We start from the raw sequence: 13,612 nt of genomic DNA, 5'->3' as shown, positions 1-13,612 counted from the left end.
GGCCGTCGGCCCTGACTGGTCAGTTCTGGGCCAGCAGCTCGCCCACGTAGCGTGCCACGGCGCGCACCATGGCGATGTTGCCGGGGTAGTCCATCCGGGTGGGCCCCAGCACCCCCATGCCGCCCAGGATGGTGGCCCCCGGGCCGTACCCGGTGCTGACCACCGAGGCGGCACGCAGGTTGTCGAACTCGTTCTCGTCGCCGATCAGCACACGGGTCGTGCTGGGTTCGGTCTCACCGATGAGCTTGAGGAGCACGACCTCCTCCTCCAGCGCCTCCAGGATCGGCCGCAGCGAACCCTGGAAGTCGAGCAGACCACCCCGGGTCAGGTTGGCGGTGCCGGCCAGGGCGATGCGTTCCTCGTGCCGCTCGACAAGCGTCTCCAGCAGGACGGTGGAGAGCGTGGTCATGGCGGGGCGCAACTGCACCGGCGCCTCCTCGACCAGCGCCTGCACCAGGGGAGGCGTGTCCGACAGGCGCTCACCGGCGAGCTTCTCGTTGACCAAACGACGCAGGTCGGTGACGTCCTCGGCGGGCACCGGCCCCGGCAGCTCCACCAGCCGCTGCTCCACCCGGCCGGTGTCGGCGATCATGACGAGCATCAACCGGGTGGTGGAGATCGGCACCAGCTCCAGGTGTCGTACCGAGGAGCGGGCGAGGCTCGGGTACTGCACGACAGCCACCTGGCGGGTCAGCTGGGCGAGCAGCCGTACGGTGCGGTGGACCACGTCGTCGAGGTCGACGGCGCCGACGAGGAAGCGCTCGATGGCGCGCCGCTCGGCCGGGCTGAGTGGCTTGACCCGGGACAGCCGGTCGACGAAGAGCCGGTAGCCACGGTCGGTGGGCACCCGGCCGGCGCTGGTGTGCGGCTGCCGGATGTAGCCCTCCTCCTCCAGCACGGCCATGTCGTTGCGGACCGTCGCCGGGGAGACCCCGAGCTGGTGCCGCTCGACGAGCGCCTTGCTGCCGACCGGTTCCTGGGTCGAGACGTAGTCCTCGACGATGGCGCGGAGCACGGCGAGCTTCCGGTCGTCCAAACCCATCCTCCGCACCTCCTGTCGCACGTCGGCCCGCCGGCCCATCCGGGCCGACCGGCCGTCCTGGCACTCGACTGTAACGAGTGCCAGTCTACGTCGGCGCCCCCGCCGACGCGATGATCAAGGTCGTCGCCGTCCGTTCCGTCGGGCCGGCCCGACGGAATCGCACTGGTGCGACATTGCCATCGGCACCTACCGTGACAACCATGACTGAACCACCTCGCCCTCCCGGCGCGGGAGACCCCGGCGGTTATCCGCCGGAGCCGACCTCCCCCGGCTCGTCCTACTCGGGCGAGCCGCCCACCGCACCACTGTCCGGGGCACCCGGCCCGGGCGGCTATCCCCCGGCCGGTGGCTATCCGCCGCCCACCGGTGACCAACCGCCGTCGGGCGGCTACCCTCCGCCGGGCGGCTACCCTCCGCCGGGTGGCGCGACTGGCGGCTATCCGACGGGCGGCGCGTACGGCGGCGCCGGCGGCGGTTACGCCAACAACGAGGACAAGACCTGGGCGTTGGTCGCGCACTTCGGTGGCGCGGCCGGCATGATCATCAGCGGCGGCGTGCTCGGCTGGATCGCTCCGCTGGTGGCACTGCTGGCCCGGGGCAACCAGTCCCCGACCGTCCGGGCGCACGCCGTGTCGGCGCTCAACTTCCAGCTCATCTGGTCGATCGTCGGCCTGGTGGGCTGGGTGCTGTCCTGCATCCTCATCGGCTTCATCGGCGTTGCGGCGGCCGTCGTCCTCGGGGCCGTGTTCGGCATCATCGCCGGCATCAAGGCCAACGAGGGCAGCCAGTACCGCTACCCGCTCTCGGCCAACCTCGTCAAGTGATCCGGGCCGGCCGCTCCCCCGGCCGGTCCCGGCACGTCAGGGCAGCAGGTCGCGCACGACAGCGTCGGCGAGCAGCCGGCCGCGCAGGGTGAGCACCGCGCGGCCGGCGGCGTACCTCCCGGCGTCCAGCAGGCCGTCGGCGAGGGCCCGCTCGGCGCCGGCCCGGCCGGCGGCGTCGAGCACTCCCAACGGCAGGCCGCTGGCGAGCCGCACCCGGAGCATCACGTCCTCCATGTGCGCCTCGTCGGCGGTGAGCACCTCGCGGGCCAGGCCGGGTGACGCGCCGGCCGCCAGCCGCTGGGCGTACGTCGTGGGGTGTTTCACGTTCCACCAGCGCACCCCGCCGACGTGGCTGTGCGCGCCTGGCCCGAGGCCCCACCAGTCGGCGCCGGTCCAGTAGAGCAGGTTGTGCCGGCACCGGGCTGCCTCGGTGCGCGCCCAGTTCGACACCTCGTACCAGGACAGGCCGGCCGCGTCGAGGGCGGCCTCGGCGGCCAGGTAGCGGTCCGCCGCCACGTCGTCACTGGGGTACGGCAGCTCGCCGCGCCTCATCCGGGCGGCGAGCCGGGTGCCGTCCTCCACGATGAGGGCGTACGCGCTGACGTGGTCGACCCCGGCGGCGACGACCTGCTCCAGCGTGGCGGCGAAGTCCTCGGCCCGCTCCCCCGGGGTGCCGTAGATCAGGTCCAGGTTGACGTGCTCGAACCCGGCCTCGCGCGCCTCCCGGGCGGCGGCCGTGGCCCGGCCGGCGCTGTGCTTGCGGTCCAGGATCGCCAGCACCCCCGGCGACGCGGACTGCATGCCCAGCGAGATCCGGGTGTAGCCGGCCGCCCGCAGCCGCCGCAACGATTCCGGGGTGACCGACTCGGGGTTGGCCTCGGTGGTCACCTCGGCGTCGGCGGCGAGCCCCCAGGTGCGGTCGATGCCCTCGAGGATGCGGGCCAGGTCGTCGGCGGGCAGCAGGGTGGGCGTGCCGCCGCCGACGAAGACGGTGTCGACACGCGGCGGCGGGTTGTCCCCGAGCACCCGGGAGGCGAGCGCCAGCTCGGCCAGCACGGAGTCGGCGTACGACTCACGGCTGACGCCTCCGCCCAGCTCGCTGGCCGTGTACGTGTTGAAGTCGCAGTAGCCGCAGCGGCTGGCGCAGAACGGCACGTGGACGTACACGCCGAAGCCGCGCGCGCCGACCGCCGTGGTGGCGGTGGCGGGCAGCGATCCGTCGACGGGGACGGTCTCACCATCTGGAAGGACGCCGGGCATGGCCACTAGTGTGCCCGGCATGACCTCTCCCGACGTCCTCGTGCGGGTCGCCACGGCCCGTGGGGTGACCACCCTCACCCTGGACAGCCCGCACAACCGCAATGCGCTCTCCACCGCCCTGATGACCCAGTTGCTGGCCGGGCTGGCGGACGCGGTGGCCGACGACGCGGTCCGGGTGATCGTGCTCGACCACACGGGCCCGGTCTTCTGCTCCGGCGCGGACCTGAGGGAGACCGCCGCGGCGTACGCCAGCGGGACGGTGCCCGCCGGCATGCTGGGCGACGTGCTCGCGGCGCTCTGGGAATGCCCGAAGCCGGTGCTCGCGCGGGTCGCCGGGCCGGCGCGGGCGGGCGGGCTGGGCCTGATCGCCGCCGCCGACCTGGCGGTCTGCGCCGACGAGGCGACGTTCGCGTTCACCGAGGTACGTATCGGGGTGATCCCGGCGGTCATCTCGGCGACCGTGCTGCCCCGGCTGCACCCCCGCGCGGCGGCCGAGCTGTACCTGACCGGGGACACCTTCGACGGGCGTCGTGCCGCCGCGGTCGGACTGGTCACGGCCTCGGTGCCGGCCGAGGAGCTGGACGACGCGGTGCGCGGCTACTGCGACTCCCTGGTACGCGGCGCGCCCGGCGCGCTGGCCGGCGCGAAGGAGCTGCTGCGCCGGCCGACGACCGACGAGCTGCGCGGCGACCTGGCCCGCCTCTCCGCCCTCTCGACGGGTTACTTCCTGTCGGAGGAGGGTCGCGAGGGCGTCACCGCGTTCCGGGCGAAGCGGACACCTCGATGGGTGGCCGCCCTGGACGGTGGTTCCGCCGATGATGCCGGGTAGGACCGGGGGCGTCGGCCGGTTGCGGTGACCGACGGGGTGCCCGTGCCCTCCGCGCCCCCTTTGCTCTGCATGAGGGGGCGGGTCGGAGCCCCGCCCGGAAGCGGCGGCGCCCCGAGATCGGTCATTCCGATGACGCCGGCGTTCGCCGCCGTGTGCCCGACCATCGGCGGGACGTGACCGGCGATCATCCCGGCCATCGAGGCGGCGTTGATGATGACGCCGCCGCCGCGCCGGACCAGGTGCGGCCAGGCGAACGTCGACACGAGGTACGGAATGTCGAGTTCGCCGGCGATGGTGTACCGCCAGTCCTCGACCGAGAAGTCCGGCAGCGGGCCGAAGCGCAGCGCGGCCGCGTCGTTGTAGACCACGTCGAGCCCCCCGTAGGCGGCCACGGCGTCCCCGACGAGCGTGCGGGCCTGTTCCGGGTCGGTCAGGTCGACGGGCGCGATGCTCGTCATCTCTCCGCCTGCGGCCCGGACGAGGTCGACGGTCTCGTTTTGCCGTCGACCCCCATCGAACTCCTCCTCAGCTGTCCACGACCCGTCCCGATTGACGTGTCAGCCGGGAAAGTCCCTGACCAGCGAATCTCCTCCGGTCATTGACGCATGGTGACGCGCCAGACACACTCGATCGGCCCTTCTGCGAAATCCGCAGGTGAGATCGGGCCCGGAGCGGGAAGGTCCCGATCGGTACGCGACGGCCGAGCCAACCCCGAAACGGTCCGGACGACCCGGACGACACCAACGGGGACGTACGCTTGTCGAACTGTCGATGAGGGGGTGTGGGTGCGAACTCGGGCAGCCGTGGCTGGTGGAGTGGTGCTGATCCTCGTCGCCGTGATCGCGATCTGGCTCGTGATCCGGCGGGTCGGGGACGAACTGCGGCTGCCACTGGCCGGGCGCACCTGCACGGTCCAGGCCGACGGCCGGGTGGTCCTGGACGTGGAGCAGATGGCGAACGCGGCGACCATCGCGGCGATCGGCGTCCAGCGCGGCATGCCCGAGCGCGCCGTGGTGGTCGCGCTGGCCACCGCGTACCAGGAGTCGGGGCTGCGCAACCTCGATCACGGTGACCACGACTCGCTCGGGCTGTTCCAGCAGCGCCCGAGCAAGGGGTGGGGCACGCCGGAGCAGATTCGCGACCCCCGCTACGCGGCGAACAGGTTCTACAAGGCGCTCAAGAAGGTGCGCGGCTGGGAGAAGATGCGGGTCACCGACGCCGCCCAGCGGGTGCAGCGCTCGGCGTTCCCCGAGGCGTACCAGAAGTGGGCCGACGACTCCGAGGTGCTCACCAAGGCCCTGCTCGGTGACGCCACCGAAGCGGTGGCCTGCACGGTGGGGCGTACCCCGGTGATGCACGGCGCGGCGGCGGCCGCGCAGCTGACCCGCAACCTGGTGCTGGACTGGGGTGTGCCGAGCGCCGACGAGGCCAGCCAGACCGGGCTGGCGGTGACCGCGCACGATCAACGCGACGGCTGGCGGTACGCGCACTGGCTGGTCTCGCACGCCCAGGACCACGGGGTGAAGCGGGTCCGCTTCGGCGACCTGGAGTGGACCGCCCGCAACGGCACCTGGGGTCGGGTGACCGGTGCGCAGGGCCCTGCGGGCCAGGTGGTGGCCGAGGTCTTCGCCGAGGGCTGAGCGACCCGGATCTCTTAACCGGCAGTGACCGCACAATCGGACAAAATCCCGTAAGCCTGACCGGTGATCACGTAAATGTGACTCCGCGCACCGGTACCGCTGCGCGCGGTCCGGCCCGGGGCCGTACCCCCGCCGCTCGCCCTCCCACCGTCAAGGCACTCGCGTTACGATCGGCGGCCTGTGCCAGAAATGGTTTCACCTCATGGGGAGGGGTACGACGCGGTGTTCGATTACGGCGACCGGACCGGCTACGAACCGATCAGCGACACTGACCGCAAGGAGTTCCACGAGCAGGGTTTCCTCCTGCTGCGCAACGTCCTGACGGAGGACCACCGGGCGGCGCTGGAGGCGGCGGTCGACCGCGTCTACGCGGAGGAGCAGGCCAAGGGCGCCACCAAGAAGGACGGCACCCTGCACCTGCTGGGCTTCCTGGAGCGCGACGAGCTCTTCGGTGAGCTGCTCACCCACCCGATCGCCTTCCCGTACATGTGGGGGCTGGCCGGCTGGAACATCTACACCCACCACAACCACCTGGACGTCACTCCGCCGGCCGCCGAGCCGGAGAAGCCGTACTGGGGTTGGCACCAGGACGGGTACCGCCAGAACTCCGACCCGGAGACGATGGACCCGAACCTGCCCCGGCCGATGTTCTCGCTGAAGGTCGGGTACGTGCTCTCCGACCTGTCGGAGACCGGCCGTGGCGCGACCAAGGTCATCCCCGGCAGCCACCTGTGGAACTCGCTGGACCGTCCCGAGGACCTCAGCGTGCACAACCCGGACCCGGAGGGCACGGTGGAGATCACCGCCAACCCGGGCGACGCGTTCATCTTCGACCGCCGGCAGTGGCACTCGCGCTCGACGAACCTGTCGACCATCACCCGCAAGATGCTCTTCGTCGGCTACACCTACCGGTGGATCCGTCCCCTGGACGAGCTGCACCCGGACGTGAACGGCGAGTGGTACCGCAACCGCACGCCCGTGCAGCGCCAGCTGATCGGTGAGGGCACCCACACCGCCAACTACTGGGGCATCAACTGGGACGGGTACGTCGACGACGAGATCCCGCTGCGCAAGGAGCTCAAGGAGCGCGGTCTGCTCGACCGCAACATCCCCTGGCTACGCTGACCCGCTCTCCGCAGGCCCCTGCCGACACCGGTCGGCGGGGGCTTGCGCGTGTCAGCTACGGCCAGCCTAGCGACGGCGCGGGCCCTGACCGGTCCCCCGCCACGCGCTCAGCCCTTGACCGCGCCCGCGACCAGACCGGAGACCATCTTCCGCTGTACCAGCAGGAAGAAGATGATGACCGGCAGGGTGAACAGCGTGGAGGCGGCCATGACCGGCCCCCAGTTGGTGTCGTCCCGGCCGAAGAAGAAGGTCATGGCTACCGGCAGGGTGTAGCGCCCCTGGTCGTTGATGAACGTCAACGCGAAGATCAGCTCGTTCCACGCGGTGATGAAGGAGAAGATGCTTGTCGCGACCAGGCCGGGCGCGACGAGCGGGAACAGCACCCGTCGGAACGTCTGGGCGCGGCTCGCGCCGTCGATGGCCGCCGCCTCCTCCAGCTCCTTCGGCACGGCGGCGACGAATCCACGCAGCATCCACACCGCGAACGGCAGCGAGAAACCGAGGTACGTGAGGATCAGGCTGGGCAGGGTGTTGTAGAGCCCGAGCCGCTGGATCATCAGGAACAGCGGGATGACCAGCGCCTCCAGCGGGATCATCTGCACGATCAGCAGCATGATCAGGAAGCTGGTCCGCAGCTTGAACCGGAACCGGGCCACCGCCGTCGCGGCGAGCAGGGCGACCAGACCGCTGAGCACCACCGTGGACACCGCGACGATCGCGCTGTTGAGGAAGAAGTCGAGGAAGGTCACCCCGGGGATCAGGTTGCCGGTGAGGATCTCCCGGTAGTGCGCCAGCGTCGGATGCGTCGGCACCGGCTGCGGCGTGGACGAGAAGATCTCGCTGCTCGGCTTCAGCGACGTCGAGATCATCCAGTAGACCGGGAACGCCGCGAAGAGCGCGACCAGCAACCCGGCGGCGTTGAGGGCGACCTTCTTCACGACTCGTCCTCCTGCCTGAGCACCATCCGTACGTAGAAGCCGGTGACCACGAGCAGGATCAGCGTGAGGATCACCGCGATGGCCGCGCCGAGTCCGTACTTCGGCGGCGGCGAGAAGGCCTCGGCGTACGAGTAGATGGAGAGCATGAACGTCGGGCGGTCCTGGGTGCCGCCGGCCAGGACGAACTGCTGGGTGAACACCTTGAAGTCCCAGATGGTGGAGAGCACGATCAGGATCCCGAAGACCGGGCGCAGCAGCGGGAAGGTGATCTTCCAGAAGACCCGCCACGGGCTCGCGCCGTCTACCCGGGCCGCCTCGTGCAGCTCACTCGGCACGCTCTTGAGGCCGGCGAGCACGCTCACCGCGATGAACGGGAACGAGTGCCACACGACCACCAGGGTGAGGATGGCGAAGAACAGCAGCGGCGAGTTGAACCAGCCGTAGCCGGTCCAGTCGCTACGGCCGAACAGAGCGTTCGAGAACCCGTCCGGCAACGCGTTGAACAGCCAGGTGACCAGGCCGCTCGTGTCGTCGAAAATCCACTTCCAGACGATCGTGCCGGTCAGCGCCGGGGTCGCCCAGGCGAGCATCACGCAACTGGCCACGAAGGTCGCCATCTTGCGACCGAGCCGGTTGAGCAGCAACCCCACCAGGGTGCCCAGCACCATCGTGAGCAACACGTTCGCCGCGGCGAACAGGACCGTGTTGCGCAGCACCGTCAGGAAGAACGGGTCGGAGAGGATGTCGGTGTAGTTGCCGAGCCCCACCCACGGCCACTCCCGGTCGCCCCGCAACTGCCGGACGCTGTTCAGCCGGTAGAAGGACATCGCCACCACCTGGCCGAGCGGCCAGAGCAGCAGCACCCCGATGATGACGAGTGCGGGCAGGAGCAGCAGGTAGGGCAGGCGGTCGACCCGGCGACGCCGCCGCGCGGGGTTCTCCCGCGCGGCGGACGTCTCCGGCACCTCGGTCAGCGTGGTCACTTGGAGTTGAGGATGCTTTCCATCTCACCGGCCGCGTCGGCGGTAGCCTTCTCGACCGTCTTCTGACCCTTCATGACCGAGCTGTTCATCGCCTGGGTCACCGTCTTCGTCCGGCTGACCTCCACCCACTTCGGGGTGAGCGGCGTGAGCTTGGTGTTCTGCATGGTGGTGGCGAAGGCCGCCATCACCTTGTCGTTGGCGTACGTGTCGCTGGCGACCAGGTCCTTGTAGACAGGGAAGAAGCCGAGGCTGCTCGCGAAGCTCTGCGCGTTCTTCTTGTTGAGCAGCACGGTCAGGTAGTCCCAGGCCAGGTCCTGACGCTCGCTGTCCTTCCAGATCGCCACGTCCGAACCGCCGGCGAAACCGGGTGCGGCCTTGCCGTCCGGGCCGGGGATCGGGAACGTACCCCAGACCTTCTCGATCTCGGGGTTGTCCTTCTTGATGGCGCCCTGCTGCCAGCTACCGGCGAACGCCATCGCGGCCTTGCCGGTGGCGAACTGCGTCCGCGCGTCGATCTCGTTCCAGCCGGCGGCGGCCGGCGGGGCGACCTTGTGCACGGTCACCAGGTCGGTCCAGTACTTGACGGCCCGCTGCGCCTCCGGCGTCGTGTAGCCGGACTTCCACGCGCCACCCTGGTTGGTGGCGATCTCGGCGCCAGCGCCCCAGAGGAAGGAGTAGAAGGGCAGTTCGGAGTTGCCCGGCAGCGCGATGCCGTAGGTGCCCTTCTTCTTGGCCTGCACGGCCTTGGCGACGGTGACAAGCTCTTCCCACGTCTTCGGCGGCTGCACGCCCGCCTCGGCGAACCAGTCGGTGCGGTAGTAGATGGCCCGCACGCCGGCGTACCAGGGAACGCCGTACTGCTTGCCGTCGAGCTGCGCGTTGCGCACCAGGTCGGGCAGCAGGTCCTTGCCGTCCGCCCAGCCACCCATCCGACCACTCACGTCGGCGAGCGCCTCCTGCGCGGCCCAGCCCTGGGTCTCGGTGTTGCCCAGCTCGGTGATGTCCGGGCCCTCACCCCCGGCGAGCGCCGCCTGGAACTTCTTGGGCGCCTCCAGCCAGGGGATGTACTGCACCACCACATCGGTGTCGGGGTGCTTCTGCCGGAACTCGGTCTCCACGCTGTCGAGGAAGGCGTTCTGGGCGTCGCCACCCTCACCCATCATCCAGACCGTGAGCTTGCTGTCGTCGGTCGATTCCTCGCCGGAGCCCCCACAGCCGCCCATCACCATGGCGACCGAGGCCACCATGGCAGTGACCGGGGCCAGCCGCTTCCACCTGTTCACGCCACTTCTCCCCTCGCGTCGCCTGGAACTAACCTTCTCCGCCGCACCCTAGTACGAAGAAATCCTTTACGACAGTGGGCAGCAGGCCGAAGCGTGGCGACCGTACCGCAGCCCGTGGACGCGGGCGCCCAGGGAACAGGGCCGAACCCGGGCATGACATCACGAAAGAGCGCCCAGCCATTCGGCCGGGCGCTCTTTCGAGTGGTGCGGTGATGCCAGGTTGTTACCGGGTGACGCTGCTCGTCATCGGGTGACGCGGCGGCGGCCACCGACACCGGCCACCAGCGCGACCGCGATCGCGGCCACCACGACCTGCACCAGCAACTCGGTCCAGTCGATACCAGCGGTCTCGGTCGCGATACCCATCGCCCGCGCCAGCACCGTACCCAGCAGAGCCGCGCCGACACCGATCAGCAGGTGCAGCCAGATCGGCATGTTCTGCCGACCCGGAACAACCAGGCGGCCGAGCGCCCCGACGATGAGACCAACAACGATGGCGGTGATGATGCCCCACACGGTGAGCTCCACGGTCGCGCTCCTTCTAAGAATGTCTGACACACAATGTGTGCTTCCTGTCGTGACCACCAAGTTCCCGACCCACCAAAAATCCAAACCGACTTCACGCCCCAGACGATCACGACTTGGCAAACAAGGGCACGGATCCCACGCCCCACGCCCCGGCGATCTTGCACTTTCGGTTGTCGATAGGAGTGGAATGCCCGGCACGTCGCAGCAGAAAGTGCAAGATCGGCGCGGGTTGGGGTGCCGCGTGTCCTGGTCGGACCGCCTCGCGCGCTCGCGTTCCGCGCCCGTCTCGGATCGCACCCGAGATCGTGCTCCATCCAGGAATTAGTGGCATCGGGCATCACGGTGACCACTACAACCAGGATCGAGCACGATGTTGGCGGGAACGTAGGGCGCAGGCGCGGAGCACGGGACGCGGGACGGCTGCCGGACACCGGCCGAGGCGGACATCGCGGTTCGCCGAATCAGGCGCCGGTGACCGTCCGGTACGTTGACGACGCCTCCGACGACGGCGCCCTGTCGATCCGGATCACAGCGCCGAGGGGCGCCCGGCCTGATGGCCGGGCGCCCCTCGAAAGCGTGCGGTACTACGGGTGTGCGGTGTTACCGGGTGACGCGGCGGCGGCCACCGACACCGGCCACCAGCGCGACCGCGATCGCGGCCACCACGACCTGCACCAGCAACTCGGTCCAGTCGATACCAGCGGTCTCGGTCGCGATACCCATCGCCCGCGCCAGCACCGTACCCAGCAGAGCCGCGCCGACACCGATCAGCAGGTGCAGCCAGATCGGCATGTTCTGCCGACCCGGAACAACCAGGCGGCCGAGCGCCCCGACGATGAGACCAACAACGATGGCGGTGATGATGCCCCACACGGTGAGCTCCACGGTCACCCTCCTTCTAAGAATGTCTGACACACAATGTGTGCTTCCTGTCGTGACCACCAAGTTCCCGACCCACCAAGAATCCAAACCGACTCACCCGCACAAGAAGTCGTCGGCATCGATGTCGAGCGGCCGCGTCGATTGGCGTGAAGACACGTCCATACAGGTCAGACAACATGTTGCCCAGGGCGACAACCCGAGGAAAGCCAACCAAAATTTTCCCGCCCACCCCCGCTCCCACCGGGCCCACCCGGCCCGACCCCGGCGATCAAGAGGTTCGCGTCAGAATCCGGGCTTCGGATGACGCGAACCTCTTGATCAACACGGGTGGCCGGGCCGGTCCGGTCCGAAGGAGGGTCGGGAGCCGGGGTCGGGGGGTTACTTCTTGGGGGTTTTGGTGTCGCCGGAGTCGGAGGACAGGGCGGCGATGAAGGCCTCCTGGGGCACCTCGACGCGGCCGACCATCTTCATCCGCTTCTTGCCTTCCTTCTGCTTCTCCAGCAGCTTGCGCTTACGGCTGATGTCACCGCCGTAGCACTTGGCAAGGACGTCCTTACGGATCGCGCGGATGGTCTCCCGGGCGATGACCCGGCTGCCGATGGCCGCCTGGATCGGCACCTCGAACTGCTGGCGCGGGATGAGCGTACGCAGCTTGGCGGCGATGGTGACGCCGTAGTTGTACGCCTTGTCCTTGTGCACGATGGCACTGAACGCGTCCACGGGCTCGCCGTGCAGCAGGATGTCCACCTTCACCAGGTCGGACGCCTGCTCGGTGGTGGGCTCGTAGTCCAGCGAGGCGTAGCCCTTGGTACGGCTCTTCAACTGGTCGAAGAAGTCGTAGATGATCTCCGCGAGCGGCAGCGTGTAGCGCAGTTCCACCCGGTCGGCGGAGAGGTAGTCCATGCCGAGCAGGTTGCCCCGCCGGCCCTGGCAGAGCTCCATGACCGCGCCCACGTAGTCGTTGGGCGTCAGCACGGTGGCCCGCACCACCGGCTCGTACACCTCGGCGATCTTGCCGGTCGGGTACTCGCTCGGGTTGGTCACCACGATCTCGGCGCCGTCGTCGGTGATCGCCCGGTACACCACGTTGGGAGCGGTGGAGATCAGGTCGAGGTTGTACTCGCGCTCCAGCCGCTCCCGGATGATCTCCAGGTGGAGCAGGCCGAGGAAGCCGCAGCGGAAACCGAAGCCGAGCGCGCCGGAGGTCTCCGGCTCGTAGTCCAGCGCGGCGTCGTTGAGCTTGAGCTTGTCCAGTGCCTCGCGCAGGTTCGGGTAGTCGGACCCGTCGATCGGGTAGAGGCCGGAGTAGACCATCGGCTTCGGGTCCTTGTAGCCGCCGAGCGGCTCGGCCGCGGGCCGGGCGTTGATGGTGACCGTGTCACCGACCCGGGACTGCCGGACGTCCTTCACACCGGTGATCAGGTAGCCGACCTCGCCGACGCCGAGCGCCTCGGCCTTGACCATCTCGGGTGAGATGACGCCGATCTCCAGCAGCTCGTGCACGGCCCCGGTGGACATCATCTTGATCCGGTCGCGGGCGCTGATCCGGCCGTCGATGACCCGGACGTACGTGACGACGCCGCGGTACACGTCGTACACCGAATCGAAGATCATCGCCCGGGCGGGCGCCGCCGCGTCGCCGACCGGCGGGATGAACTGCCGGACGATCTCGTCGAGCAGGTGCGGCACGCCCTCGCCGGTCTTGCCGGAGACGCGGATGCAGTCGGCGGGGTCCCCGCCGATGAGGTGGGCCAGCTCCTCGGCGTACTTCTCCGGCTGCGCGGCCGGCAGGTCGATCTTGTTGAGCACCGGGATGATGCGCAGGTCGTTCTCGAGGGCCAGGTAGAGGTTGGCCAGGGTCTGCGCCTCGATACCCTGCGCGGCGTCGACCAGCAGCACGGCGCCCTCGCACGCCGCCAACGACCGGGACACCTCGTAGGTGAAGTCGACGTGCCCCGGAGTGTCGATCATGTTGAGCACCGCGTGCTCACCGGCCCGCTCGCCGTCGCGGATGGTCCACGGCATCCGGACGGCCTGGCTCTTGATGGTGATGCCGCGCTCGCGCTCGATGTCCATCCGGTCCAGGTACTGCGCGCGCATCTGCCGTGGGTCGACCACACCGGTGAGCTGCAACATCCGGTCGGCCAGGGTCGACTTCCCGTGGTCGATGTGGGCGATGATGCCGAAGTTCCGGATGCGACCGGGGTCGGTGGCACCAGGGGCGTTCGCGCCGGGATCGAGCTTCGGTGGCACAGCGGTCCGTTCTGGTCGGCTGACG

12 protein-coding genes and 1 pseudogene are annotated in these 13,612 nt (G+C 69.5%); 4 read left to right on the top strand and 9 right to left on the bottom strand.

Annotation, left to right across the window (positions count from 1 at the left end; all coding sequences use genetic code 11):
* Positions 1-19: 19 nt before the first annotated feature.
* Complete coding sequence (gene hrcA, locus ACGFH9_RS10095) at positions 20-1,042, bottom strand: heat-inducible transcriptional repressor HrcA (RefSeq protein WP_393217228.1); 1,023 nt, start codon at positions 1,040-1,042, stop codon at positions 20-22.
* A gap of 200 nt (positions 1,043-1,242) precedes the next feature.
* Here hrcA and ACGFH9_RS10090 point away from each other — a divergent pair, with 200 nt between their 5' ends.
* Positions 1,243-1,866 (top strand): DUF4870 domain-containing protein, encoded by a 624-nt coding sequence (locus ACGFH9_RS10090; protein WP_393217227.1) that lies wholly within the window; start codon positions 1,243-1,245, stop codon positions 1,864-1,866.
* 36 nt (positions 1,867-1,902) lie between these two features.
* Here the strand turns inward: ACGFH9_RS10090 and hemW are convergent, their stop codons facing one another.
* Positions 1,903-3,126: a radical SAM family heme chaperone HemW gene (hemW, locus tag ACGFH9_RS10085; protein ID WP_393217352.1), complete on the bottom strand. Its 1,224-nt coding sequence runs from the start codon at positions 3,124-3,126 to the stop codon at positions 1,903-1,905.
* Positions 3,127-3,145: 19 nt separating this feature from the next.
* On the opposite strand from hemW, the gene ACGFH9_RS10080 reads away from it, so the two are divergent.
* Positions 3,146-3,955 (top strand): enoyl-CoA hydratase-related protein, encoded by an 810-nt coding sequence (locus tag ACGFH9_RS10080; RefSeq protein ID WP_393217226.1) that lies wholly within the window; start codon positions 3,146-3,148, stop codon positions 3,953-3,955.
* On the opposite strand, the pseudogene ACGFH9_RS10075 reads toward ACGFH9_RS10080, so the two are convergent.
* A pseudogene (locus tag ACGFH9_RS10075) lies at positions 3,847-4,443 on the bottom strand (SDR family NAD(P)-dependent oxidoreductase); the annotation flags it as partial. The gene ACGFH9_RS10080 and the pseudogene ACGFH9_RS10075 overlap by 109 nt on opposite strands.
* A gap of 297 nt (positions 4,444-4,740) precedes the next feature.
* Here ACGFH9_RS10075 and ACGFH9_RS10070 point away from each other — a divergent pair.
* Both ACGFH9_RS10070 and ACGFH9_RS10065 read left to right on the top strand, forming a co-directional pair.
* On the top strand, positions 4,741-5,595 hold the full coding sequence (locus tag ACGFH9_RS10070) for a hypothetical protein (protein WP_393217225.1): 855 nt from the start codon (positions 4,741-4,743) through the stop codon (positions 5,593-5,595).
* Between the two features lie 222 nt (positions 5,596-5,817).
* Positions 5,818-6,720 (top strand): phytanoyl-CoA dioxygenase family protein, encoded by a 903-nt coding sequence (locus ACGFH9_RS10065; protein ID WP_393217224.1) that lies wholly within the window; start codon positions 5,818-5,820, stop codon positions 6,718-6,720.
* Between the two features lie 107 nt (positions 6,721-6,827).
* Here the strand turns inward: ACGFH9_RS10065 and ACGFH9_RS10060 are convergent, their stop codons facing one another.
* The 6 genes from ACGFH9_RS10060 to lepA form a co-directional block, all read right to left on the bottom strand.
* Positions 6,828-7,658 carry a carbohydrate ABC transporter permease gene (locus tag ACGFH9_RS10060; protein WP_393217223.1) on the bottom strand — a complete coding sequence of 277 codons (831 nt, stop codon included), beginning with the start codon at positions 7,656-7,658 and terminating at the stop codon, positions 6,828-6,830.
* Positions 7,655-8,641, bottom strand: a complete 987-nt coding sequence (locus ACGFH9_RS10055; RefSeq protein WP_393217222.1) for a carbohydrate ABC transporter permease — start codon at positions 8,639-8,641, stop codon at positions 7,655-7,657. Before ACGFH9_RS10055 ends, ACGFH9_RS10060 begins: the two co-directional genes overlap by 4 nt.
* Complete coding sequence (locus tag ACGFH9_RS10050; RefSeq protein ID WP_393217221.1) at positions 8,638-9,924, bottom strand: sugar ABC transporter substrate-binding protein; 1,287 nt, start codon at positions 9,922-9,924, stop codon at positions 8,638-8,640. The genes ACGFH9_RS10055 and ACGFH9_RS10050 overlap by 4 nt, the downstream gene beginning before the upstream one ends.
* 243 nt (positions 9,925-10,167) lie before the next feature.
* Positions 10,168-10,452: a GlsB/YeaQ/YmgE family stress response membrane protein gene (locus ACGFH9_RS10045; RefSeq protein WP_053656080.1), complete on the bottom strand. Its 285-nt coding sequence runs from the start codon at positions 10,450-10,452 to the stop codon at positions 10,168-10,170.
* A 600-nt stretch (positions 10,453-11,052) separates the two neighbouring features.
* Entirely contained in the window at positions 11,053-11,337 is a 285-nt protein-coding gene (locus ACGFH9_RS10040; RefSeq protein WP_053656080.1) for a GlsB/YeaQ/YmgE family stress response membrane protein, read from the bottom strand.
* A 375-nt stretch (positions 11,338-11,712) separates the two neighbouring features.
* A complete protein-coding gene (gene lepA / locus ACGFH9_RS10035) occupies positions 11,713-13,587 on the bottom strand; it encodes a translation elongation factor 4 (protein WP_393217220.1) in 1,875 nt (624 codons plus the stop codon).
* Positions 13,588-13,612 lie beyond the last annotated feature (25 nt).

This window comes from Micromonospora sp. NPDC049102, assembly GCF_043197485.1.
Classification (GTDB): Bacteria; Actinomycetota; Actinomycetes; order Mycobacteriales; family Micromonosporaceae; genus Micromonospora.
Note: the sequence above shows the minus strand (reverse complement) of the source record. Positions and strands in the feature narration are given on the sequence as shown.

Excerpts from the sequence above, each read along its gene's own strand:
- hrcA (WP_393217228.1), bottom strand. The coding sequence starts at position 1,042 with ATGGGTTTGGACGACCGGAAGCTCGCCGTGCTCCGCGCCATCGTCGAG.
- ACGFH9_RS10080 (WP_393217226.1), top strand. The coding sequence starts at position 3,146 with ATGACCTCTCCCGACGTCCTCGTGCGGGTCGCCACGGCCCGTGGGGTG.
- ACGFH9_RS10090 (WP_393217227.1), top strand. The coding sequence starts at position 1,243 with ATGACTGAACCACCTCGCCCTCCCGGCGCGGGAGACCCCGGCGGTTAT.
- hemW (WP_393217352.1), bottom strand. The coding sequence starts at position 3,126 with ATGCCCGGCGTCCTTCCAGATGGTGAGACCGTCCCCGTCGACGGATCG.